Raw genomic sequence first — 22,425 nt, forward strand, 5'->3', positions numbered from 1 at the left:
CCGCGTCAAGCGTCCTTGAATACCGGAGATCGCTTTTCGATGAAGGCGCGCATACCTTCGGCCGCGTCTTGCGTGCGGTATGCGAGCGTCGACAAATCCGCTTCCATGCGGAGTCCTTCGCCGAGATCGACGTCAGCGGCACGGCGCACGGCTTCACGCGCCAACAGCGACGAGCACGTGCTGAAGCCGATATAGCGCTGCGCATACTCGGCCCCGAGCGCCCGCGGATCGCCATCCTCGACGATGCAGTTCACGAGGCCAATACGCTCCGCCTCCTCTGCACCAACGGTTCGCCCGGACATGATGATGTCGAGCGCCCGCGCTTGGCCCACTAGGCGAGGCAGACGTTGCGTGCCGCCGTAACCGGGAATCAGGCCGAGTTTGATTTCCGGCAAGCCGACCTTCGCCTTTACCGTGGCGATGCGGAACGTACATGCCATTGCAAGTTCGAGACCACCGCCGAACGCATAGCCGTGAATGACGGCAATCGACGGAATGCGCAAACGGTCGAGCTTCGCGAACGTCGCCTGGCCAAACAATGCGCCGTCCCGCTCCGCGATAAGATCCCGTCCCATCAATTCACGAATGTCCGCGCCCGCGCAAAATGCCTTGTCGCCGTGGCCGGTGATCACCAGCGCGCGTGCATCCGATGCGGACACGCGATCGAGGGCATCGGACAATTCCTGCAGGACTTCGAAGCTCAGTGCATTGAGTGCCTCCGGTCGGTTCAGCGTGATATACGCAATCGGACCTTCGACACTGATTTGAATCGGCATGACATTCTCCTGACCACTCTTGAATGGCGACGTTTCGCCGGTCGACCATGAATAAGCAAACATCGCGCCAACGCTGGAGTTTGCCTATATCTACGCTTAAACGGTCAGAAGTGTCCGCGCCAAAGACAGCGTGTTGCCCACCGCGACAACTGCAGGTTGACCGGTATGCCATTCATGCGAGACCGCCGACACCAGCCACGCGGCGCGGCGGTACGACCGTCCGGACTATTCAGCCCCTGCGCCCTCGATCGAGCGCAAATCGTCCGACGGTCTGGCCTGTCCCTGGTTTCTGGTCGCACGCCATGCGAAGAACAATTGCGCCATCAGCAACACGACGCAGGTGCCCATGAATGCAGCGCTGATCGGACGTTCGAAGAACACAAGCGCGTCGCCCCGGGACAGCAGTAGCGATCGCCTAAAATTCTCTTCTACCATCGGGCCCAGCACGTACCCGAGCAGAATGGTCGAGACGGGGAACTCGAGCGCCAGCAGCACCGCGCCTATCAGGCCGAATACCAATACCTCGCCCACCTCGAACAGACTGTTGTTCGTGCTGTAGACCCCCACGGCGATAAAGAACAGCGCCGCCGGGTACATGTACCGGTACGGCACCTGAAGCACCTTTACCCAGATGCCAATCATCGGTACATTCAGGATCAGCAACAGAACGTTGCCGATCCAGAAACTCGCGATCAACCCCCAGAACAGATCGGCATGCTCCGTGATCAACTGCGGTCCCGGCTGATATCCCTGGATCAACAACGCGCCAAGCAGCAGTGCCATCACCGCATCTCCCGGGATACCGAGGCTCATCGTCGGGATGAAATCGACTTGGGTCTTCGAATGCGTCGACGCCTCGGGGCTCGCCACACCCTCGATCGCGCCATGTCCGAACCGCTCCGGCGTTTTCGATATCTTGCGTTCGAGCGCGTATGCGATGAACGTCGTGATCGTCGGGCCGGTGCCGGGAATCGCGCCGAACAGCGTGCCCACGAGCGTGCCGCGCACCATCGGCATGAACGAACGTTTCAGTTCCGCGCGCGACGGCCGCATGTCGCGCAGACGTACCTTCGCGTTCGTGCCGACGAAGTGCACGCGGTTAACGTTACGGAGAAAATCGGCCACACCGAACAGCCCCATTGCCAGTGCAACGAGTTCGAGATGGTTGGACAGATCGACCAAACCGAACGTGAATCGTTCGACCCCGGTGTTGACGTCCGTTCCGACGATGCCGAACAAGAGGCCGAGCGTCGTCATCGCGATTCCCTTGAGCGCAGAGCCGCGAGCCATCGTCGATCCGGCGATCAATCCGAGCAGCATGATCGAGAAGATCTCGGCCGGTCCGAATTCGAATGCGACTTTCACCAGCAGCGGAGACGCGACGATCATCACGACGATGCCGATCGATGCGGCGAAAAATGACGAGATCATCGTTATGCCGAGCGCCGTGCCGCCCTTTCCCTGCTGCGTCAGCGGATAGCCGTCGATGCAGGTCACAGCGTGCGGAGGGTGAGATGGCAGATTCAGCAGAATCGCGCCTATTGCGCCACCGTACTGGGATCCGTAAAAGATCCCGGCCAGCATCAGCAATGCCGGCACGGCATGCATCGTGTAGGTCAACGGCAACAGCATTGCGATCGTCGACAGCGCCCCCATGCCGGGGAGCACGCCGATCAGATTTCCGACCAGCACACCGAAGAACGACCACATCAGATTCTGCGGCAGCATCGCGACCGAGAAGCCGTACCAGAGATCATGAAGCGTTTGCCAAATCATGCGCCACCCCACGTGAATAGCGGAAGTTGGACCTTCAGCGCCCATCCGAATACGACGACGCCGACGACGACCATCGCAAGTGCAAGCACGGTCGCGGAACGCCACGAATTGTTCCGGTCACCGAGTGCCGATATGAAGACGGTCGCGAAAGTCGCGGCAATCAGCCCCAAATATGCCGCGAATACAACGAACGCGACGAGGCCTGCGCAAATGAGCATCCATGCTTTCCACTCTGGCCTGTGCCCGCTGCGCCGCTCATCGGGACCGGCCTTCACCCCCTTGATACCGATCGCAATGCCGGTCAGCGCAAGAACCACGCCGAGCACCAGCGGAAAATAACCGGGCCCCATGCGGGTCAATGTCCCGACGCTATAGGAAACGGAATGGACGGCGACCCATAGCCCGATACCCGTCATCAGCAAGCCACCCCAAACGTCCTTGTTCAAGCCGCGTGCGTGCGCCATGCCGCCTCCCTGTGTGCCTCGTGACGGATTCGGTGAACTTCTCCGTATCGAGCCGGCTGCCGTTCGCACGCGCGGGCTGCATCCACGACGCATGAACGGTGAAATGAAGATGTCGATGTCATGTCTCCTCCATCGGACTTATATGAATGGTTCCGAGGCTCGGTCGCAGTCACGCAAATCACGCGCCACCTTGCCAATGACACGGACTGCCGGTAGGGATCACACGATGCCATCCTCCTTCAGCTGTCGAACGGTGTCGCTTTCGATGTCGAGCCACGCACGCAGCACGTCCTGGCTATCCTCGCCAAGGCGAGGTGGCGGCTTGCGAAACGTATGTGCGTTTCCGTCGACATGGATGCCCAGTCCGACCTGCGGAATCTGCGCTTCACCGCGTGGGACCACATAAAAGAATCCGCGGCGCCGCAGTTCGGGATCGGCTGCCACTTCGTCGATCCGATTGATCGGACCGGCCGGGATACGGGCTTCGCGGAAGATGCCGAGCCAGTGATCGCGACGCTTCGTGCCGATGATGGACTGAATCTTCTCGACGATCTCGTCACGCAAACGACGGCGGTCGCTGTTGCTCGCGTAGCAGGCAGCCTGTCCGAATTCCGGCTCGCCTACCGCGCGCCAGAATCGCTTCCAGATGCCATCATTGCCCAGACCGATCGTGAGCGGCGCGTCGGCAGCCTGAAAAACCTGGTAGACGGCGATGACGCTGTCTCGCCCCCCCAAACGGCGAGGCGCCTCGCCGGAACCGAGATAGGGAACAATTCGCGGCGTCATGAAACGAGTCATGCTCTCGATCATCGAGACATCAATACAATGTCCGTGTCCGGTACGATTGCGATCGACGAGCGCTGCGAGCACCGCGAGCGCCGCATCGCTGCCGGCAAGCAGGTCGGCGGCCGGCGTACCGATTTTTTGCGGACCGCTTTCCGCCTCGCCGGTCAGATCCATCACGCCGCTATAACCTTCGGCGATCAGGTCGTAGCACGGCATGTCGCTGCGTTCGCCATCAAGACCGAAACCCGATACCGAAGCATGGATAAGCCGCGGGTTGACCTGTCGGAGACTCGCGTAGTCGATACCCAGCTTGCGTTGAATTGGCGAAGTCCTGTTGACAACCACGACATCGGCGCTTGCAACCATCCGTTTGAGCAACTCGAGTCCCTGGGGTTTGCTGTAATCGAGCGTTAGGCTGTGCTTGTTGCGGTTCACGCTGAGATACCAAAGCGACTCGCCATCAAGAAACGGGGGGCCCCAAGCGCGCACGTCGTCACCTTGGCCAGGCGGCTCAATCTTGACGACCGTCGCACCGAAATCCGCGAGCAGCAGCGTGGCGTACGGTCCCGCAACGGACGAAGTGAGGTCCAGCACGCGCACCCCGTCGAGTAGTTTCAAAGGGGTTTTCTCGCAGAGAGTGGGCAATGGGTCGAATGCGTTCATGTTTTTCGTCAGGAAAATTGGTAGCAGCAGCATTCGCACGGCAAGTCCCGTGCCATACGGCCGCTGATCGTCTTCCCAAACCCGTTTGCAAGATAACCGCCCCGTGCGGCTAGCAAGCGCCCCCCCCGACTCGCATGTGTGTCGTCGGCATGGTCAGCATGTCGACGAAGCGTATAAACATGTCGTCGAGGCAGACACGCCGCCGATGCTCCCTGAAAATCTCGTTGAGTCGCGACGTCGACAACGGCATTACGCGATCTTTATGATCGAATGAAACGCGTTCTACCGTGCAGATGGTTCGCAACACCTAAAATGCGTCGGAGAAATGGAGTTTCGCCGTCGGCATGGGTGCGATGGCGAATAGCGGGAAATACACGCCAATTCATGCGGCGGCGGGCATCGTTGGCTTCGCGGATTAACGATCAGTGAAAGGGGCGCGGAAACGCTTCTTTTGCATTGCGAATCCGCCAACTGCCGGCTCAAGGGTATCCGTCTGCAGCGAAATGTGGCACCGATCCGGTCGTGCGATCTTGCCGTGCACATGGTTCAGACGCGCGCTCGCTGCGAAACGGTTTCGACCGTGCATAGCTTTGCACGCAGCCGAAGCGGACCACATCACCACAAACATGCGTGGCATGGAATCTGCATCGCCGAACGCCCCTCCAGCGCTTGGCGTGCCGGTCGCGGATTCGCGAAGCCGTCGAGTGTAGAGATATGTGACATTCAACTAAAACCCGCCATGAACACATTCGATCGCAAACCGTCGTCTCAACGCCTTGTTGAAGCCAATCCCGACGCCATGTCGCACTACAGAAAGATGCGTGGCCAACTGTTTCCGCCCGTGGATGTCGACGAAACAACCTGCGAAATCATGCTCGCGATGCAATTGGCGGTATTGGGCCGCGAGATCCCTTTCAAGGTTCATGCATTGCGCGCGTTGTCGCGCGGCGTGACCAAGGCGCAGCTCGAAGGTTTGCTGCTGTGCGGAATGGGGGTGTCGCTGGTTGCGTTCGAAGCGGCCCAGGCCCTGATCTGGCTGGATGAGGCCTGCGCCGAAACTGATACTCCCCAACCCGCCCAGACCTGACGAACGCGCGATCCCTTCTCGGTACGAGCTGCTCATATGCCATCGGGGTCGGCCGCAGAACAGCCGCGGCGGCTTCCGTGAGCGCGCCCGCTATGAAGCGGCCGGCCATGCCGAATAGACTTCCGGCGACGTAGCACGCACGGATGGTGTGAAATGGTCGTTGCGGTGCCGCCAGATCGCGTGCGCGTGAACAGGCTCCCTATCTGCCGAATGCTTTCTGCCTCTTCGAGATTCATGATCAGGTCCGACAACGACTCGGCAATCTCAGCGCCGATCGTACTCCCCACCAGATCGCGATACTTGTTTTCGATATCGGCATGGGCCCCGTCGCGCCGGTATGGACAAGCGTCAGCGACTCGGAGCCAAGAGTCATGTGTTCGTCACCGGCACCGCTTACAATCCAAGCGGTTGAAGTTCGCGGACAAGATCGATCAATAAGCGCAGGCCTGTCGGCATCTGACGTCTGCTCGAATAGTAAATGTAGAAACCCGGTTCTGAAGGCGCCCAGTCGTTCAGCACGAGACGCAGCCGCCCCTCCCTGACATACGTCGCGACGAACGGTTCGGGAAAGTACATCAGCCCCGCTCCGCCGAGTACTGCGACGAGTCCGGTTTCAGCATGATCGACCGTCAACGACGACGGTACCGCCACTTCGAGCCTCTCATCGCCGCGTTTGAATTCCCATCGGTAAATTCGATCGTCACCAAGGCGATTGCTAATGCAACGATGCTCTAGCAGATCATTGGGGTGATTGGGGATACCGAAGCGGCCAAGATAATCGGGCGCCCCTGCAACGACCCAACGTATATTGGCCGAAAGGCGCTGCGCGATCATGTCCTCCGGCACCGTTCCGCCGTAGCGAATACCCGCGTCAAAGCCCCCCTCCGTCACGTCGACCAAACGATTGCTCGCGACGATATCCAGTTCCACGTCAGGATAGCGCTCGACAAATGTCGGCAGGACCGGTGCTAACAGCAACGTCGAAGCCTCGACGGCCGCATTGACCCGAATGCGGCCTGTAGGCGCATCTCGGAAGCGATTCAGGGTCTCCAGAGCCGTGTCGATCGCCTCGAATGGCATACCGATCGACGCTGCCAACGCATCTCCCGCAGCGGTTAGCGTGACGCTCTTCGTCGTACGGTTTAGTAGACGGACGCCCAGTCTAGCTTCGAGCCCCTTCAATGCATGGCTCAGTGTCGAGGCGCTTACTCCGAGCTCTATCGCCGCACGACTAAAGCTCCTTTGTCGAGCAATAGCCAGGAAATAGATCAGATCAGCCATATCAGATCGATTTATTTGCATGTCAAGAATTCCCGGTTAAAGATCTCTCTGATTTCGCGAGCATTTCGCTCAATGAACTGCATCACGCAAGAACCCCATCGATCTCGCCCTACTGTCGCTTGCCGCAGCGTAGCCTAGGCTCGCCTAGTCTCGTAGTTTACGCGGCGAGTTCTGGTGGCGCTGCCGATAAATCGCGCGTTAGCGGTACTGCTGTCACGGTTCACGGAAACGTCGAACGCCAACAGTCGGATCCTAAATGACTCCAGCCGTGTCATCGAAGCGTTGAGGACCGAGACACCATCTGGAATGCAAGTGGCGTTCGACGACGAGGTGCCGCCTAAGCGGCTGGTGCACGCGCGTCAGAGGTTGCGCCAGCGCGAATCCCGGCGGAAATGAAAGTCACCAGATGCTCGGCCTTGCGCTTCAGGGCGCCGGCCTTGATCTTGCCGCCCGAGATACGCTCGATGCGACTGTCGAACGCGCTCATCACCAACGCGCCCACCGCGAACAAGTAGGCCCAGTGCGCATAGTTGGCGCTATGGCCTGGCAGCGTTCTCCTGATTTCCTTGATGAATTCCGCCGCAAACGGATCGAAATATTGAGCAACGATGCCGCGCTCGGCCTCGCGTGGATCGGAAGCTTCGCGCGCAACGAGTTTGGCATACGCAAGTCCGGACTCGGTATTCTGGATTTGCATCACCGGGAGCACGAAGGCTCGCACGATATGCTCAAGCGGGTCTTCACCTTCGGCGACTGGTTCACGAAGCAAAGCCAACCGGGTGTCGAGCACCGTCTTGCGGCGCTCGAACAGGGCGCGGTACAGGCCCATCTTCGTCTCGAAGTGATACACGATCAGCGGCAGCCCAACCTCTGCCGCCGACGCAATATCCCGCATCGAAACGCCATCGAAACCGCCTTCGGCGAACAGCCGCTCTGCCACGTCGAGCACCCGCTCGCGCTTGCTCGTCTCGACCGCCTGTTGCGCTCCCTTCCCGCGCCGGACGCCGGTCGCCCGTCCCGTGACTTCCTTCGATTGCATGGTGTCTCCGCTGTCCTGTGACTCGATTACCGCGAATGCCATTCCGTTCATTACGCGCCGCCAGTTTACACCAACACAATACTGACTGTACGATCGTACAGTCTGCATAACATGAACGGTGCTATGCGGCGTAGGTGGCAAGTCCCCCAAACCAGGAGCAACCGCACATGACACGACGCTTCGTCGATCTTTCGATCTATCTGGAAAACGACGTCATTTCCGATCCACCGGGTTACGGCCCCAAGATTCAGTATCTGACGCACCGGAATACGGCCAAAGCCGTTACGGCCTTCTTTCCCGGCCTACAGGAAACCGACCTGCCTGACAACGAAGGCTGGGCCATCGAACACATTCAGTTGAGCACACACAACGGTACTCATCTGGATGCGCCGTACCACTTCCACAGCACGATGAACGATTCGAAGGGCGAGCGGGAGCGTTCGACAACCATCGACGAAGTCCCGCTCGACTGGTGCTTCCAACCCGGCGTGAAGCTTGATTTCACCGGCTTCGACGATGGCTACGTCGTGACCGCTACTGACGTCGAATTCGAGCTTGCGCGCATCGGCCACGATCTCAAGCCGCTTGATATCGTCGTCATCAACACGCGTGCAGGCAAGCGCTATGGACAACCCGACTATGTTTCCTCGGGTTGCGGCATGGGCTTCGACGCAACCATGTACCTGCTCGAGCGAGGGGTTCGCCTGACTGGCACCGACGCGTGGAGTTGGGACGCACCATTCGTACATACCGCAAAAAAATATTCCGAAACGCGTGATGCATCGCTGATCTGGGAAGGACACAAGGCCGGCCGCAAGATCGGCTATTGCCATCTGGAAAAACTCCACAATCTCGAGGTGCTGCCACCTCACGGCTTCTTCATCTCGTGCTTCCCGCACAAAATCCGGGGTGCCTCCGCTGGCTGGACTCGCGCAGTCGCGATCTTCGACGACGCCCTCAATGCAACAGCTTGCGACCTGCATCGAACCGTATAGGCGAGGAGCCTCAATGGAACTGAATCACACACACGACGTCACTCAACGCAGCTGGCTCGAAGCGGCCAACGTGGCGGGGACCGACTTTCCGTTGCAGAATTTGCCAATCGGCGTGTTTCGCCGCCGAGGCGGCGGCGAGACTTGGCGCGGCGGGATCGCGATCGGCGACCAGATCGTTGACCTCGCTGCGCTACAGCAGGTGGGCTGCATGGACGGTCTGGCAGTCGAGGCCGCGCGAGCGGCAACAGCAACCACGCTGAATGCACTGCTCGATATGGGGCCGGCTGCCTGGCAGGCACTGCGCCACTCACTCTTCGAACTCCTTCGGGCCGGTAGTCCGCATGAGTCGGGCGTACGGAAGACGCTGGTATCACAAGCGGAAGCCGAGTACGCCGTACCCGTGCGCATCGGCGACTACACCGATTTCTACACCTCTCTCGATCATGCGGTGAACTGCAGCCGCCCGCTCGGCATGGCGATCAGCCCGAATTTCGACTGGTTACCCATCGCTTATCATGGCCGCGTGTCGTCGATTGGCGTCAGCGGTCAGCAGGTCTACCGCCCAATGGGACAATATCGCCCGAATCCGTCCGCCTCTCCCGTTCACGATGCATGTCGCCGGCTCGATTACGAGCTGGAACTGGGCGCAGTGATCGGGGTCGGCAATCCACGCGGTACTTCAATCCCGCTGCGTGAGGCTCAACGGCACATTTTCGGGCTCTGCCTGCTGAACGATTGGTCCGCGCGCGACATCCAGTCGTGGGAAATGCAGCCGCTCGGGCCATTCCTCGCGAAAAATTTCGCGACGACGATATCGCCCTGGCTGGTAACCCTCGAAGCATTGTTGCCTTACCGCACCACGTGGTCACGCGTCGCCGAACGCCCGCAGCCACTCGATTACCTGTCTTCAGGCGACAACAGCACGGCCGGGGCGTTCGACATCCAGCTCGAGGTGTCGATCCTCAGCGCGCGTCAGCTCACGCAAGGGCTGCAACCGCGTACGTTGACGCGCACCAGTTTCCGGCACCAGTACTGGACGCTGGGGCAGATGATCGCGCACCACACAATGGGGGGCTGCAACCTCCAGCCGGGTGACCTGCTGGGAAGCGGCACCATCTCCGGCCCGTCATCGGGCGAAGCCGGTGCGTTGATCGAACTCACGGCAGGCGGCGCGCAACCCGTGGATATCGGCAATGGTGAAAGCCGAACGTTCCTCGACGACGGCGATACCGTCATTTTCCGGGGCTGGTGCGAACGCGATGGTTTTGCACGAATCGGTTTCGGCACCAACCACGGAACCGTTTTGCAGGTGCCGGCCGCGGAAAGCGCTCATTGACCGCACGTCATTTCGCAACCGGCCACTGATTCAATGCGAGGGTCACGTTCGTGGTCCTCGCGCTTTGAAGCACCGATCCCGTGGACTCGCGGTGTCCGCGCATCGTGCTTGAACACCGCCCCCCAATGCCAGGAAGCATCCGTGAAATCGCCGCCAGCAAATAACGCTGGCGGCGATTTCACGGCATATGTTTCTCGGGTGCGCTAGAAGAGGTGACGAACGCCAACGACGATGCCCACACTGCTACCGGTTGGCTCATACAGCGCACCATTCACGGTGAACCCGGTGTGCATCAACCCGTGGTTGTTCACGCATGCCGCGGAGCCGTACAAGGTCGTTCGTTTCGACAGAAAGTAGTCCAGCCCGGCAGACGCCAGCAAAGAATGATTCGCTGAGTCGTTGCTGTCCCGCATGTACCAAACGCCTACGTCGGTGGACAGTGTCGGCGTGATCAGATATTCGCCGCCCGCAGCGTACACTTTCTCATTGAAGGAACCGGCGATCTTGTAGCTTGTGTACGATCCCTTGAAGGTTGCGCCTCCCCACCTATAGCTCGCGCCGATCGTTCGACCGCTGAATTCGATCGTTGACGGGAATGGCGTAGAAATGCTGGCTGACCCGCCGGGATTTCCACTGAACAGGGCCGCGTTCACGACCAGATCTTTCCATTCGTATCTCACGCGAGCCGCAAATTGGCGCCCCGCCTGAAATCCCTTTGGATCGCCACCCAGTGCAAGCAATGCACTCGCCTGTATGCCGGCGATTGTCGGGCTCGTATAGGACACGGCATTGGCGACGAAAATTCCGGTCGCAAAAAAGTTGCCCATGTAAATGCCGGCCTGACTCCCGAAGAACGACGCATGCCGCGCGTCCGTATCGACGATCGCAAGTCCGAACGGCGAGTATTGCAGGCCGGCCTTGACGGTACCGAAGTGTCCGGAGAGACCAACGAAGGCTTGCCGCCCGAAGAGATTCCCGTTCGAGTTGCCCAGCGCCCCGTTGTTCGTAGTAAAGCCGCTTTCCAGTGTAAAGATCGCCTTTGTACCTGCTCCCAAATCCTCGGCACCGGTGATACCGAAGTGAGAACCCGAGATCCCGCCATCCGTTGCTGATACCTGATGCGGGCCGCTCGCCCCCGCTCCAGCGTCGAAGGTGCGGCTCGTGTACATCACGCCGGAGTCCACGACACCATACAGTGTGACGTTACTTTGCGCATGCACTTTTGGCGGTAAGCCCAGTACTGCGATCGAGATAGGGATCAGCAGCATCGGGCGGATTTTTTGCATCTCGCTCACGTTTTAATGTCTCCTCCAGTTATCCAGGACTACAAAATAATTGATTAAGAGTCTGCCTCTATGCGGCGCTCGACGTATGGCGATCAAATGAAACCGGACCGATGGCCGTTTTGGCTTCTGTCCTCGGAGTCTTGCCAGGCGTGCACGCCGGGGCGTTGGTTTTTCTTGAACCTCCGCCGGTCCGGGATTGATGTCCCTCGCGACATTGCCACGGGCTCGAATCGAAAATTTGAGCGCACATCGGCCGCAATCGGTCCACGGCTTCGATGACGTGGCAAAGCAGTAGCGTGTTTCCGCTGCTTGACGCTCCGCACAAGCGGCCCGCGCCGCACTTGCCTGCGCGAAGTACGCGAACCGACGGGCCGGTTATGTATTCACGGAAAGCGCCAACGGCATCAAGTCGTTTGCTTGCGTCCGCGAAAGGGCATAGAGCTCGAACCAGTTGCACCACTCGACCATCAGGTGGTCCGAGTGGCCATGAATGAGTTCTTCGGGCGCGGTCGATGGCCAGAAGATCTCCAACCGTGCATCGAACCCCGGAAGCGTGTCCCTGAATTGGTGCAGCAAGTAACCAACGGTCTTGCCATCGGGCGTCTCGACGCGCCCCATCATCCGATGCGGCATATCGGGCGCCAGTTCGATCGGGATTCCATTCCAGTCATCCAGATGGCGGAGCTTCAGGAGGGCCGGCGACTTTGTATGGCCGGGTACTTCCAGAATGCCGACACGCCCGTCCGAGAGTGGTAGCGCACCGAGATGCTCAGGGTGGGCCCGGAGCATTGCCGGGCTGTTCGGCCCGCCATACCCCGCCCAGAACCAACTCACGAATTCTGCGCTGGTGCCCACCGCGACGTGCGCTTCGGCAACCGACGAACTGAAGCAACCACTCGCACGCAGCGACCAATCCTTCTCGTTCGATTCGTGCTCCGCGATCTCCTTCGCGAACAGGCTGACCATGCCGTCCGCCCCCAGTTTCTCCATGAGCAAGGCCATCATGTAGCGCGCCCTTTTAACTTCCATTCTGAGGATGTCCTCGCAAGCCACCTCTGTACCTGACTTGAAAAACGTCACTGCTTTCACTTGAACCTCCGTAGCGCGGGTGAACGAGTTGCCATGTTTCCCGACTCGCACCACTAACGCAAGTAAACTTGCGTTAGTGTTTACCGCATGCCTGTCGACCGTCGAGTGGTCGTAGTCGCGGCCGGACTGCCGTGACGAGGCAGGCAGTCGATGAAACGATGTGTAAAATCTGCTCATGCCAAAGTCAGCCGAACAAGAATCGCCGTCGCCACGTCGCCGCCTTGGCGGCCGCAGCGCACGTGTCCGTGAAGCCGTGATCTCCGCAACAATTGCCCAATTGCAGGCAGCCGGTTTCGAGGGGCTCAACATCGGTGCCATCGCAGCGCTCGCGGGCGTGCATGAGAGTTCGATCTATCGCCGCTGGAAGAGCAAGGAAGGGCTGATGATGGAGGCCGTCTTCGAGCTTTTTGCCGAGCACATCGCGATACCTGATCGGGGTTCACTTCACGCGGATCTCGTCGCGCTGCTGTCTGCCACCGCGCAGTACTTGCGAACGGCCGTGGGCAGGTCTGCCATCCAGTTTGTGCTGGCCATGTACAACGATGCGGCCGTAACGAGCGAACTGCGCAGGTTGTGGACGAACCGCTTTTCGGCGGTTCAGCAGATTTTCGATCGCGCCGCAAAAATGGGCGAGTGGCCGCAGGGGGTGGATCCAATGCCCCTGCTTCATTGCCTGATCGGCGCCGTTTATCTACGCACACTGATCCTGCACGAGCGCGTCACGACCGATCAGATTCGAGAACTGACGCGTTGGATGCTTCGCGAACGAGACGCCTGAGCATCCGGCAAATCTAAGAGATCAGACCATCGGGGCCGGTCAAGCGCTCGAAGAAACTCCGTCCAGTGCGATTGGAGCAGCCGATCGTGACATGGTCATAAGGTTCCATCTCGAAATAAGTCGGCTTATCTGGCTGGCGCGTTCATTCGGACGTCACGATCGGTACACGACCGCAAAGGGCGGTTCTGGGACGACGCGAACGACTCTGAACGACCCTTCTCTGTCGTTCCACTCAGGCCGCAGTAGCGACCGCTATCGTGTGTAAAGCGGCCTCTGCCTGCCCGCGCGGGCGGCTTTTGCGTTCAGGCAATGAGCCTAGCCCGTCAGTCGTCCACGCATCATCCAGAGGTTGCTCGGGGCGAACAGCGTATGCAATTGCTGCGTGTTCTTCATCGGCCGCGATAGCGCACCTTCAGATGCCACCGTGCGCGGCGATGAACATGGCGACGGCCGACCGGCAATAGGATTCGATTTCGTTGTCGTCCTCTGCTCTCGCCTCATTGAAGCGTGCAATAAGCAGGAGATCGGATCCTTTGAAAAGCGCGGCAAACAAGCGGGCGGACTGGAGAGCATCGGGTACGTTCAGCATCCCTTTCGCGTGCAACTGACGCAACACGGCCTCGATGTGGGCGATGACACGGGCGGGCCCGGCTTCGTAATGGAGCTTGCTTAACGCCTTTTGATTCGTCTTGTCGGCCAAAACCATGGCTTCGACACTGCGGACGTCCGGGCTCAACAGCGTGCGAAGCAGGGAGGCCCCGACCGCCACCAGCTGATCTTCGGCCGAACCGTCAACACCTTCAGAAAGGGCCTGCGGTGCAAATTGATCGCAGCGTGCCACCATGGCCGCGCTGAACAGCGCCTCCTTGTTCTCGAAGTGCCGATAGATGCTCAGCTTGGATATCTTCGCCCGCTGCGCGACCTTGTCCATGGTCGTCGCTTGAAAACCCAATTCCACGAAGAGTTCGCACGCCGCGTCGACGATCGTTTGGCGAAGCGCCTCGTTGGCGGGCCGACCGCGCCGGCCCTGGCTATTTTCGGTCACGACAATTCCAGTACTTGACAGTATTAAAATACGTGCATTAGGATACCATCCAGTATCTCAATGTGCAAGCCAAGGGCAGGTTTCACCCGGTTGTCCAGATCCAGTTTCCCCGGGCAGCCCGGCGATATCGAGCGGCATTGTCGAGCCGGCCAATACAGCATGGGCAACTTTTTCGCCAATGCCGAAGCCCTGCTCGCTGACCGTCTCAAGCGCGTATCGCCGGACGATATTACACCCCACGCTCGGCCCACCCTCCCTCCACAACACGGAGCCCATCACCATGAATGACGTCATCATCATCGGTGGCAGCTTTGCCGGCCTCGCCGCCGCCCTGCAGCTTGGCCGTGCTCGCCGCAAGGTCACTGTTCTCGATACCGGCCGGCCGCGCAACCGCTTTGCAGGCCACTCGCATGGCCTGCTTGGCCACGATCACAAGCCGCCGCTGGACATCCTGGTCGAGGCGCGGCAGCAACTGGCGCGCTATCCGACGATCAGTCTCGTCAATGCCCGGGCCGAGAGCGTGTCTGGTGCCATCGACGATTTCTGCGTCGTCACTGACGATCACGAAAGCCTGAGGGCGCGCCGCTTGATCCTGAGCTATGGCGTCGCCGACCAGATGCCTGAAGTTCCGGGCTTTGCCGAAAGCTGGGGCACGTCCATCGTGCCCTGCCCCTATTGCGACGGCTTTGAAGTCGCCGGCCAGCATTGGGGCCTCGTCTGGTCCAGCCCGCAGTCGTACCAGTCTGCCAAGTTGTTCCGCGATTGGACTGACAAGTTGACTGTCTTCGCCGATGGGCATGACATTGCGCCCGATATCCAGACCGATCTGGCGCGCCGCAACATACCTCTCGTCGATGGCCGGATCATCGAGGTCGCCCATCAGAAAGGCCATGTCACCACCGTCAATCTCGATACCGGTCGCAACGTGGCGGTCGACGTCCTGTTCGCCAATCCGCGCAACAAGCCGTCGGCAAGCCTGCATGAATCACTGGGCCTCGCCACGGTGGATACGCCCACCGGCATCGTTCTCAAGGTTGACGAGCGCCGCCAAACCAGCATGCCCGGCATCTACGCCGCTGGCGACCTCGCCACGCCCTTCTTGCCATCGGTTACCCAGGCATCCTCGCAGGGCGCGATGGCGGGCATCTTCGCCCAGCAGTCGATGGTGGTTTGAGAGCACAGATTCCCTTCTCTTGTTGCGTCGCCGCCTTCGAAAAGGTTGGCGTAGATCGACGCGGTGAAGGGTGGATCGTCGAGTCAAGGAGATGACATGGCAAAGCAACGTGCGGATCAGGTGGGTGACTGGAATGGTCAAAGCGGGGAGCGCTGGGTCGCCAACCAGGCCCGGCTCGACGCTCTGGTGGCGGTGTTCGGCCAGGCCGCGATAGAAGCCGCCGCGCCCCGCGACGGGCGAGCGCGTGCTAGACATCGGCTGCGGCGCGGGCGCGTCGACTCTGGCTCTGGCAGTCCGCGTCGGCGCGGGGGGCCAAGTGCTGGGCGTGGACATATCCGAACCGCTGATCGACCGAGCGCGCGCGCTTGCGCGACACGATACGCCGACCCTGTTTCAGGTGGCCGACGCCAGCAGCGCAGAGCTGCCCGAGGGCGCGTTCGATATCCTGTTCTCGCGTTTCGGCGTGATGTTCTTCGACGATCCGACAGCGGCGTTCACCCATATGCGACGCGCGCTCCGGCCGGGCGGCCGGGTCGCCTTCGTCTGCTGGCGCGGTACGGATGAGAACGATTGGATGCGCCTGCCGGTGGGCGCGCTCAAGGGCATCCTCCCGCCGAGTGCGCTGCCCGATCCCGAAGCGCCCGGCCCGTTTTCGTTCGGCGACCGGGAGCGCGTAGCGCGCATCCTGACGACGGCCGGCTTTACCGATATCGCTATCTCGCCCTTCGACGCGGCCGTCCCATTCGCCGAGGGCGAAACGCGGGACGCTGCGATCGACGACGCAGTGAAGATGACGCTTGAGGTCGGTCCGCTGTCGCGTGCGCTCGCTGAGCAGCCCGACGACATCCGCGCCCGCGCCTCGGCCGCGGTTCGTGCCGCCTTCGCGGGCCTCCCCGGCGACCGGTCGGTGATGATCAAAGGCGCGGCGTGGATCGTCATGGCACGCAATCCGGCAAGCTGACAGGTTACGTCGACCAATGTGTCAGAACCGGCAACTCCTCGTGTCTCGGGGAGGGTCTACCTTGAGCGCCGAACGGCCGGAACGCGGCGCTGATTGGCCATTGAGGGCGAAAAGAGCAGTGGCTCTTGATGGCCGAGAGCCGTCGGATACAGTCGGCCTGGGAGTCCCCCAAACGCTGCCTTTCCACCATCGGTGACAAAGAGCGTCCGATTTGAATTTTGCGTCGCAACAGGCTGCACTGTACGTTGGGAATCGATCTAGAAATCAGGAGCTTACCCCCGGAACTCGAGGTCCACTACGCGAGTAGACAAATTTGATGTGGACGTAGGCAAGTTGACGACATTGTTTTGGTGGGACTGCCAGAAAAGTCGTCAACTCGCGGGCCGGAAGCCTTGATCCACGAGGATTCTGGAGTGACGGAAATATTTTGCTCTACGACACCGGGCGCTCGACGTGGCCACCGCGGTGGCCGAGTACCAGCAGCTGTCGCCGCTACTGCCGCCTGGCACGCTCGTGAGCTATCGCGTGACGGCCGCGCCCGTGGTTGACTTCACGGCGGGCTATCGCGGCGACCACTGGTCGCCATCGTGGGAGTCGTTCTTCTGCGACTGGCGCCGGGACTGGTTCAACGCGCGGATCGAGCCGCCGAGCTGGGTGCTGGGCGATGAGGTGATCGCCGCCGGAGCCAAGGGCATCCTGTTCTCGTCAACGCAGGCGGCCGGCGGCACGAACCTGGTCCTGTTCGTCGACCAACTGGACGCCGCCGATCGCCTGGAGGTCATCGATCCTGCGGGCGCCTTGCCGCGCGATCAGGCCTCGTGGGGCGAGTCACCGGCCTGACCGGCCGGCCGCGATCCCGGCGCCTGGCATTCCGGACCGCGGCGTGGCGCCACCTGAAGTCAACCGGCCGACGTCTGTCGCGTTATGGAGGGGGACGACGACGATTCGTCGTACCTTTTCTTTCCGGAGACATCGCATGAAGAAGCTCACCGTCGCGCTGATTGCAACGATGTTCGCTACTGCTGCGCTCGCCCAGACGGCCACGCCGGCTGCGACCACCCCGTCGCATGCGGGGGCCGCCAATTCCGCATTGGCGCAGCCCGCCGGGGCCGCCGCGCCAGGCAGCAAGACCCGCAGCACGACGCACCGGGTCAACCACACCACACGCAGTACGACGCACCGGCTGGCCCCCGGCGGCAAAGTGCGCAAGGTCAGCGACAAGCGCAGTCGTATCGGTCACCGCATGACGGCATCGGCCGGTACCGCGCAGTAAAGCGCGCCGAACGACGCTGAATCGGATCTCGCCCGGCTGCGGCCGGTTTTTTTGGGCGCGCCGTCAATGCCGCTAATTCTTATTAGCGGCATTACATTTTTGACGACAGTCGAGCCGAACTTCAATGCATCACTTCTCCTGGGTGTTGGGGGGCGGGGGCATATGGATGTCGCCCAAACCCAGCCCCAGAAGGAAGATGTATCCGAGGATGTGCTGAAATCCGGCCTGCATAAAGAAGTCCGTAATGTTGCCTACAACCGTCCCGTCAAGCTTGATTTGCTGGGAGCCGTAGTTCCCCCACTGTCTGTAATTCAGGGGGGTTGCCGTAACAATTATCGCGTCGATAAGTTCCTTGATGACGTCCGAGGGCGGGGCTACCGAACCATATATCGTTTTCACGGCACCGATGGTGTCTGCGTTCCATGCCATCGGCACGATGTCGCACGTATTCCACACGCGTATCGCGTTGGCTTTCATTTGCTCGTCGAAGTAACCGGCAAACATATCGTTACCCGCCGTCGGGGCGGCAAATGTCTGGCAAGTGTATTTAAACGTCTGCGCCTGTAGGTAACGTGCGTTCTTCAGATACAAGACCAGTCCGGATGCCAGGGCCCCGCCCAGGCTGTGCCCGATAACATTGATCGTGCTCGAGGCTCGCACCGTCTTGAGAAAGTCGACGAGCATCACGCCGTTTGCGTCTGTAGTCAGGATAACTGACGACAATCCGATATCCGTTCCAACCGATATGCCCGCCGTGCTGTCACACGAGGGCACGTACTTCTGGAATGACACGAGGGTTTCGTACAGGTTGTCCTCCAGAATGTCCTGGGGAGACTGGAAATCAGTGCCACTGGTCACCACTGAATATTGATCAGTGACGTTCGATTTCAGTACGACAGTGATGTTGGCCGCATAGCCATCCGAATCGGCGTCCCGAAGCACGGCGGGCCCCCAGACGATACTGAACTGTTTGTCCTGAGTCATCTTGGAATTGCTCAGGCCATTCCTGATGTTCTGACTGACCTGTGCTGCAGTTGGATTCGGGATTTGCTTTCCCGACGTATAGTCGGTGGCCGAATAGTTGACAATGTAGGCTAACGTGAGATTGATCTGCGCTTGCTCGAGACTGGCATTCGACATGATTGATCGTCTCCAGATGAATTGAAAATTCCACTTTCCGTGCGGCAATTACGCCGACGGCATCCACTGGCTGATCGACGGCTCCGGCCTCCCGTCAGCAGCGTAGATCAGCTCGTCATTAAGGGCATACACGTTTCGGTCCAGGCTCACGGTGAGCCTGCCCGATGCGGCGCCTTGCGTCGACCCCAGTGGTACGTGAACCCCAGGATGGTGATGGTCTGGTAGAGGCTGTAGCAGCTGATATACATTTTCACGGAGTTCGGGTCGACCATTTCGGTTTCCTCGTCGGCTTTGCCACATGCAGTCAGATTCAGTGTCGCGATTTCCACGCCGCTAGCGAAAAATCCATGATTCAGCATCACGAATGGTGAACCGCCCCCCTGGTTTTTGACGACCGGGCCCGAAACGCTGCATAAGCTACATAACTGCGAGAAGTGCGCAGTGAAAACCGTCTCATTTGACAATGTTATTCAGGTATAGTGCATACTGGCATCCTCTTCCTGTTTTCTTCCAGCATTCTTTGTCCGTCTTCAACAGTAGACCACCAGGATTTAATCGCCACCTGTATTCTTTGACAGGAAGCGCCAATTCAACCAATCGCGCCATCGCGAACATTGAACAATCCGCTCGACCATTTCCCCGACATAAAAATCACTGAATGCATTTCGTAATTCATGAGCTCAGCCCATAATTCCCTGTTTATTGAAAACGATTTCAAGCGATGCATCCTTGGCTTCAGAGGATGCATTACGAGAAAGTGGGGCGGCGATAATTTGCATGTGCGCGAGGTACGGTTCAAATATCGAGCACACCTGCAGTCCGGCACCTTGATTTGAGCTGTTCCGCGAGTCCGGTTCCGGCCAGCGGGACTTGCGGGCAATGCACCCGTTGGCGTAGAGAAAATTAAAGTTGTCACCGGCCGCCGCGTTGCGAAGTACACTGTCAACTGTCGCGCAGCCTATTTCGGTGAGGGTGGTTGCAGTCCGCGCGTTGCCCAGCCCGCGAGCTTCGGCTCACGACCGTACTGTTGTGAGAAAAACGCTTGTGCGCAACCTGAGTTTGAGCGGGCAATCGGAGCGTAGTGGTAAGGTTCCTTTTCGTGCCATGGTCTTTCCCGGAAATACGGGCTTCGATGCCCCATTCCAGCAGGCCTGTCGCCACCTCGCCCCCCGCGTCTTCCAGTACTGCCGGAATCGCCCCCGTGATCCGATCACGATGTCGGGAAGACGGTCCATTGAATCCCCACCCGTACACTTCACGATAGACCCTGGAGCGCACTCTCGGGTCAAGGCCTACGGCTCACTTTTCTGCTGAAGTCCGCTGCAGCCAGCGCGTGCGCACCATATGATCAATCGATAACCATCCGGCGCCGCGACATAACAGCACGAACAGCATCGCCGCCCATTGAATGTGTATGGGCCACGCCTGCGGATAGACAAAAATTTCAATCACCGAGGTCATCCCGAGCAGGACCAGCGCGGCGGGCCGGACTGCCAGGCCGACTACAAGCAGCACCGGCATGCTCAGTTCGATCGAGACAGCCATGTATGCGGCGATTTCGGGCGGCAGCACCGGCAACCGGTATTCTTCCGAAAAGAGTTGCAGTGCCGCGTCCCAGTTCGCGAGCTTGGTCATCGCCGAGTTCCAGAAGACGGACGCCACCGCGATCCGCAGCGGAATGGCGAGCAGCCAGTAAGGAACACGCTCGAGCGTCTGCGCGACGTGCAGCAGCGCGTCGCCCGCGCTCGCCCGGGTATGGGCGGTTTGGGACAGGCGAGTCATGTCCGTGAGCCTCCGTCGAACGAGCAGTCGTTCGCCGACCGCGACGCTTCAGCAAAACATCCGCGTGCAAGACAGGTTGCGAGCAGTGCGTATCCGTGCGCTTCGGGAGCTTTCGCGAGTGCGACGCTCACCGCCTCGCCTGCAAAAAGCGCCGTGGCGATCTGCCATTCGGCGACACTCAAGCGGAGCGTCTCCACATCTTCGGCCGTGCGCTGCACGAGCAGGTGGGCGGGCGCGTCGTCGAGCCGGATCTCGCGTAAGGCCGAATCGTCGTTCTCGAGCACTGCGCGCCAGATCGCGTCGGCGGGAGAGTTGCAGCACAGCAGCCGCGCAGCTGGATGGGGCCGCAGCCGCAACTCGCCCAGCGCGACGTCGTCGAGTCGTGCCAGGCGGGCAAGATCGAGTATCGGATCGTCCGGTGCGTGAAGCACGAGATTGACCTGCCATTCGAGGCGTGCGACGTCGCCGAGGTACGGCAGCGACGCGGTCTGCGGCATTTGCGCGAGGAAGTCGGGAAACTGCGCACCGTATTCGTCCAGCCACGCGCGATGCGGCGGCGCCGTGCTGCAGAACCGGCGCGCGGCATCGTCGAAGAATTCGGGGCCGACCAGACGCTGCACAGCCGGAAAGCTCAGGCGCAGCGCATTGGCCAGCACGCTCATCGCCGTGTTCCGGTAGACGTTCAATCGCGCGCGTGGCTCCAGCCCATCGCCGAGCACCATGGCTGCAACGTCGTCATTCGCATCGTGATCGGCATCGCACAGCAGGTTGCGGCTGAAAGCCTGTTGCACGTCAGCAAGCGAATGCGTTTGCGGTTTCATTTCGAATCGCCTCCCGTACGGCATCCGCGATGGCCGCTTCCTGAATCAGAACCTCGAGCGTGGGCACGTCGTTGTCCCATTCGATCAGCGTCGGCACCGGGCCAAAACGCCGTAGCGCCGCTTCATAGAGTGTCCACACCGGGGGCGCGACGCGCGAGCCATGATCGTCGATGCGCAGTGTTCGGCCGTTCTCGAGTTGCATCGTGCTATGGCCGGCGAGATGGATTTCGCCGATCGCCGCCGGCGGCAGCGTAGCGAGATAGGTATGCGGATCCCAGCCATGATTGCAAGCGCTGACGAAAATGTTGTTCACGTCGCAAAGCAGGCCGCATCCCGTGCGCCGCGCGATTTCCGAAAGAATTTCCCACTCTGGAATGGTCGAGTGGACGTAGCGCAAATAGGTGGACGGGTTCTCCACCAGAATCTGCCGCCCGAGCACGGTCTGCACCTGGTCCACATGCCGGCATACGACCTCCAGTGCCTCCTCGGTCATCGGCAAGGGCAGCAGGTCCGCCAAATAGGTTCCGCCCACCGCGCTCCACGACATATGCTCGGAAACCAGGTCGGGCTCGAAACGCAGCACCGCTGCACGCACCCGTGCGAGATGCACGGCGTCCAGCCCGTCCGCGCTGCCGAGGGACAATCCCACGCCATGCAGCGACAGCGGGTAATCGCGACGAATCGCATCCAGACATCGCGACACCGTGCCGCCGCCCAGGTAGTTCTCGGTGTGCACCTCGAACCATGCGACAGCCGGCCGCTCGTCAATGACCGTCCGATGGTGCCGGAAGCGCAACCCGACGCCCGCCCGGGCCGGAATCGGGCGCTGCGCCGGGCGATGCGGCGCGGATACGCTCATGATGGGGCGGCCCG

20 protein-coding genes and 2 pseudogenes are annotated in these 22,425 nt (G+C 60.3%); 8 read left to right on the forward strand and 14 right to left on the reverse strand.

Translation table 11 applies throughout. The features are described 5' to 3' along the window. Positions 1 to 5 precede the first annotated feature (5 nt). The 4 genes from BTE28158_RS27005 to BTE28158_RS27020 form a co-directional block, all read right to left on the reverse strand. Positions 6 to 776 carry an enoyl-CoA hydratase/isomerase family protein gene (locus BTE28158_RS27005; protein WP_124905801.1) on the reverse strand — a complete coding sequence of 257 codons (771 nt, stop codon included), beginning with the start codon at positions 774 to 776 and terminating at the stop codon, positions 6 to 8. Positions 777 to 1,001: 225 nt separating this feature from the next. Further along, a complete protein-coding gene (locus tag BTE28158_RS27010) occupies positions 1,002 to 2,552 on the reverse strand; it encodes a tripartite tricarboxylate transporter permease (protein WP_124905799.1) in 1,551 nt (516 codons plus the stop codon). Beyond that, positions 2,549 to 3,016 carry a tripartite tricarboxylate transporter TctB family protein gene (locus BTE28158_RS27015; RefSeq protein ID WP_124905797.1) on the reverse strand — a complete coding sequence of 156 codons (468 nt, stop codon included), beginning with the start codon at positions 3,014 to 3,016 and terminating at the stop codon, positions 2,549 to 2,551. The genes BTE28158_RS27010 and BTE28158_RS27015 overlap by 4 nt, the downstream gene beginning before the upstream one ends. A 219-nt stretch (positions 3,017 to 3,235) precedes the next feature. Then, a complete protein-coding gene (locus BTE28158_RS27020) occupies positions 3,236 to 4,465 on the reverse strand; it encodes a CaiB/BaiF CoA transferase family protein (RefSeq protein ID WP_124905795.1) in 1,230 nt (409 codons plus the stop codon). A gap of 739 nt (positions 4,466 to 5,204) precedes the next feature. Here BTE28158_RS27020 and BTE28158_RS27025 point away from each other — a divergent pair. Beyond that, a complete protein-coding gene (locus BTE28158_RS27025; protein WP_124905793.1) occupies positions 5,205 to 5,552 on the forward strand; it encodes a carboxymuconolactone decarboxylase family protein in 348 nt (115 codons plus the stop codon). Between the two features lie 393 nt (positions 5,553 to 5,945). Here the strand turns inward: BTE28158_RS27025 and BTE28158_RS27030 are convergent, their stop codons facing one another. Both BTE28158_RS27030 and BTE28158_RS27035 read right to left on the reverse strand, forming a co-directional pair. Then, positions 5,946 to 6,833 carry a LysR family transcriptional regulator gene (locus BTE28158_RS27030; protein ID WP_239007392.1) on the reverse strand — a complete coding sequence of 296 codons (888 nt, stop codon included), beginning with the start codon at positions 6,831 to 6,833 and terminating at the stop codon, positions 5,946 to 5,948. A 337-nt stretch (positions 6,834 to 7,170) separates the two neighbouring features. After that, entirely contained in the window at positions 7,171 to 7,872 is a 702-nt protein-coding gene (locus BTE28158_RS27035) for a TetR/AcrR family transcriptional regulator (protein WP_059679966.1), read from the reverse strand. 167 nt (positions 7,873 to 8,039) lie between these two features. Here BTE28158_RS27035 and BTE28158_RS27040 point away from each other — a divergent pair, with 167 nt between their 5' ends. Continuing rightward, the gene (locus tag BTE28158_RS27040) at positions 8,040 to 8,867 is read left to right on the forward strand and encodes a cyclase family protein (RefSeq protein ID WP_124905789.1); all 828 of its coding nucleotides are present in this window, start codon (positions 8,040 to 8,042) and stop codon (positions 8,865 to 8,867) included. A 13-nt stretch (positions 8,868 to 8,880) separates the two neighbouring features. Then, positions 8,881 to 10,203 carry a fumarylacetoacetase gene (fahA, locus tag BTE28158_RS27045; protein ID WP_151047679.1) on the forward strand — a complete coding sequence of 441 codons (1,323 nt, stop codon included), beginning with the start codon at positions 8,881 to 8,883 and terminating at the stop codon, positions 10,201 to 10,203. 203 nt (positions 10,204 to 10,406) lie between these two features. Here the strand turns inward: fahA and BTE28158_RS27050 are convergent, their stop codons facing one another. Then, entirely contained in the window at positions 10,407 to 11,489 is a 1,083-nt protein-coding gene (locus BTE28158_RS27050; protein ID WP_124905853.1) for a porin, read from the reverse strand. 375 nt (positions 11,490 to 11,864) lie between these two features. Next, positions 11,865 to 12,578 (reverse strand): hypothetical protein, encoded by a 714-nt coding sequence (locus BTE28158_RS27055; protein ID WP_244108029.1) that lies wholly within the window; start codon positions 12,576 to 12,578, stop codon positions 11,865 to 11,867. A 175-nt stretch (positions 12,579 to 12,753) separates the two neighbouring features. On the opposite strand from BTE28158_RS27055, the gene BTE28158_RS27060 reads away from it, so the two are divergent. Continuing rightward, positions 12,754 to 13,356, forward strand: coding sequence for a TetR/AcrR family transcriptional regulator (locus tag BTE28158_RS27060; RefSeq protein WP_124905785.1), 603 nt, complete (start codon positions 12,754 to 12,756; stop codon positions 13,354 to 13,356). A 315-nt stretch (positions 13,357 to 13,671) separates the two neighbouring features. Here BTE28158_RS27060 and BTE28158_RS27065 read toward each other — a convergent pair. Continuing rightward, positions 13,672 to 13,778 (reverse strand): annotated as a pseudogene (locus tag BTE28158_RS27065) (IS5/IS1182 family transposase); the annotation flags it as partial. Next, the gene (locus BTE28158_RS27070; protein ID WP_124905783.1) at positions 13,769 to 14,401 is read right to left on the reverse strand and encodes a TetR/AcrR family transcriptional regulator; all 633 of its coding nucleotides are present in this window, start codon (positions 14,399 to 14,401) and stop codon (positions 13,769 to 13,771) included. The gene BTE28158_RS27070 and the pseudogene BTE28158_RS27065, both read right to left, overlap by 10 nt. 280 nt (positions 14,402 to 14,681) lie before the next feature. On the opposite strand from BTE28158_RS27070, the gene BTE28158_RS27075 reads away from it, so the two are divergent. The 4 genes and pseudogenes from BTE28158_RS27075 to BTE28158_RS27090 all read left to right on the forward strand — a co-directional run bounded on the left by BTE28158_RS27075 (position 14,682) and on the right by BTE28158_RS27090 (position 17,809). Continuing rightward, on the forward strand, positions 14,682 to 15,575 hold the full coding sequence (locus tag BTE28158_RS27075; protein WP_151047677.1) for an NAD(P)/FAD-dependent oxidoreductase: 894 nt from the start codon (positions 14,682 to 14,684) through the stop codon (positions 15,573 to 15,575). 96 nt (positions 15,576 to 15,671) lie between these two features. Then, positions 15,672 to 16,536, forward strand: a pseudogene (locus BTE28158_RS27080) (class I SAM-dependent methyltransferase). A gap of 453 nt (positions 16,537 to 16,989) precedes the next feature. Continuing rightward, positions 16,990 to 17,376: an RES family NAD+ phosphorylase gene (locus tag BTE28158_RS27085; protein WP_124906441.1), complete on the forward strand. Its 387-nt coding sequence runs from the start codon at positions 16,990 to 16,992 to the stop codon at positions 17,374 to 17,376. A gap of 136 nt (positions 17,377 to 17,512) precedes the next feature. Next, positions 17,513 to 17,809, forward strand: a complete 297-nt coding sequence (locus BTE28158_RS27090) for a hypothetical protein (RefSeq protein ID WP_124906439.1) — start codon at positions 17,513 to 17,515, stop codon at positions 17,807 to 17,809. Between the two features lie 129 nt (positions 17,810 to 17,938). Here BTE28158_RS27090 and BTE28158_RS27095 read toward each other — a convergent pair whose 3' ends face one another. The 4 genes from BTE28158_RS27095 to bufB all read right to left on the reverse strand — a co-directional run bounded on the left by BTE28158_RS27095 (position 17,939) and on the right by bufB (position 22,411). Then, the gene (locus BTE28158_RS27095; protein WP_151047675.1) at positions 17,939 to 18,949 is read right to left on the reverse strand and encodes a lipase family protein; all 1,011 of its coding nucleotides are present in this window, start codon (positions 18,947 to 18,949) and stop codon (positions 17,939 to 17,941) included. A gap of 1,299 nt (positions 18,950 to 20,248) precedes the next feature. Next, positions 20,249 to 20,731, reverse strand: a complete 483-nt coding sequence (locus BTE28158_RS27100) for a DoxX family protein (RefSeq protein ID WP_151047671.1) — start codon at positions 20,729 to 20,731, stop codon at positions 20,249 to 20,251. Beyond that, complete coding sequence (locus BTE28158_RS27105) at positions 20,728 to 21,552, reverse strand: HvfC/BufC N-terminal domain-containing protein (RefSeq protein ID WP_151047669.1); 825 nt, start codon at positions 21,550 to 21,552, stop codon at positions 20,728 to 20,730. Before BTE28158_RS27105 ends, BTE28158_RS27100 begins: the two co-directional genes overlap by 4 nt. Then, complete coding sequence (gene bufB / locus BTE28158_RS27110; RefSeq protein ID WP_151047667.1) at positions 21,524 to 22,411, reverse strand: MNIO family bufferin maturase; 888 nt, start codon at positions 22,409 to 22,411, stop codon at positions 21,524 to 21,526. The genes BTE28158_RS27105 and bufB overlap by 29 nt, the downstream gene beginning before the upstream one ends. Positions 22,412 to 22,425 lie beyond the last annotated feature (14 nt).

It is taken from the genome of Burkholderia diffusa (genome assembly GCF_902499115.1).
GTDB lineage: Bacteria > Pseudomonadota > Gammaproteobacteria > Burkholderiales > Burkholderiaceae > Burkholderia > Burkholderia diffusa.

Bases quoted from the DNA above. Each gene is read 5' to 3' on its own strand.
- BTE28158_RS27100 (WP_151047671.1), bottom strand. From the start codon at position 20,731: ATGACTCGCCTGTCCCAAACCGCCCATACCCGGGCGAGCGCGGGCGAC.
- BTE28158_RS27020 (WP_124905795.1), bottom strand. From the start codon at position 4,465: ATGAACGCATTCGACCCATTGCCCACTCTCTGCGAGAAAACCCCTTTG.
- BTE28158_RS27095 (WP_151047675.1), bottom strand. From the start codon at position 18,949: ATGTCGAATGCCAGTCTCGAGCAAGCGCAGATCAATCTCACGTTAGCC.
- BTE28158_RS27015 (WP_124905797.1), bottom strand. From the start codon at position 3,016: ATGGCGCACGCACGCGGCTTGAACAAGGACGTTTGGGGTGGCTTGCTG.
- BTE28158_RS27105 (WP_151047669.1), bottom strand. From the start codon at position 21,552: ATGAAACCGCAAACGCATTCGCTTGCTGACGTGCAACAGGCTTTCAGC.
- BTE28158_RS27060 (WP_124905785.1), top strand. From the start codon at position 12,754: ATGCCAAAGTCAGCCGAACAAGAATCGCCGTCGCCACGTCGCCGCCTT.
- BTE28158_RS27025 (WP_124905793.1), top strand. From the start codon at position 5,205: ATGAACACATTCGATCGCAAACCGTCGTCTCAACGCCTTGTTGAAGCC.
- BTE28158_RS27030 (WP_239007392.1), bottom strand. From the start codon at position 6,833: ATGGCTGATCTGATCTATTTCCTGGCTATTGCTCGACAAAGGAGCTTT.
- BTE28158_RS27040 (WP_124905789.1), top strand. From the start codon at position 8,040: ATGACACGACGCTTCGTCGATCTTTCGATCTATCTGGAAAACGACGTC.
- BTE28158_RS27050 (WP_124905853.1), bottom strand. From the start codon at position 11,489: ATGCAAAAAATCCGCCCGATGCTGCTGATCCCTATCTCGATCGCAGTA.
- bufB (WP_151047667.1), bottom strand. From the start codon at position 22,411: ATGAGCGTATCCGCGCCGCATCGCCCGGCGCAGCGCCCGATTCCGGCC.
- fahA (WP_151047679.1), top strand. From the start codon at position 8,881: ATGGAACTGAATCACACACACGACGTCACTCAACGCAGCTGGCTCGAA.
- BTE28158_RS27035 (WP_059679966.1), bottom strand. From the start codon at position 7,872: ATGCAATCGAAGGAAGTCACGGGACGGGCGACCGGCGTCCGGCGCGGG.
- BTE28158_RS27075 (WP_151047677.1), top strand. From the start codon at position 14,682: ATGAATGACGTCATCATCATCGGTGGCAGCTTTGCCGGCCTCGCCGCC.
- BTE28158_RS27010 (WP_124905799.1), bottom strand. From the start codon at position 2,552: ATGATTTGGCAAACGCTTCATGATCTCTGGTACGGCTTCTCGGTCGCG.
- BTE28158_RS27090 (WP_124906439.1), top strand. From the start codon at position 17,513: ATGAAGAAGCTCACCGTCGCGCTGATTGCAACGATGTTCGCTACTGCT.
- BTE28158_RS27005 (WP_124905801.1), bottom strand. From the start codon at position 776: ATGCCGATTCAAATCAGTGTCGAAGGTCCGATTGCGTATATCACGCTG.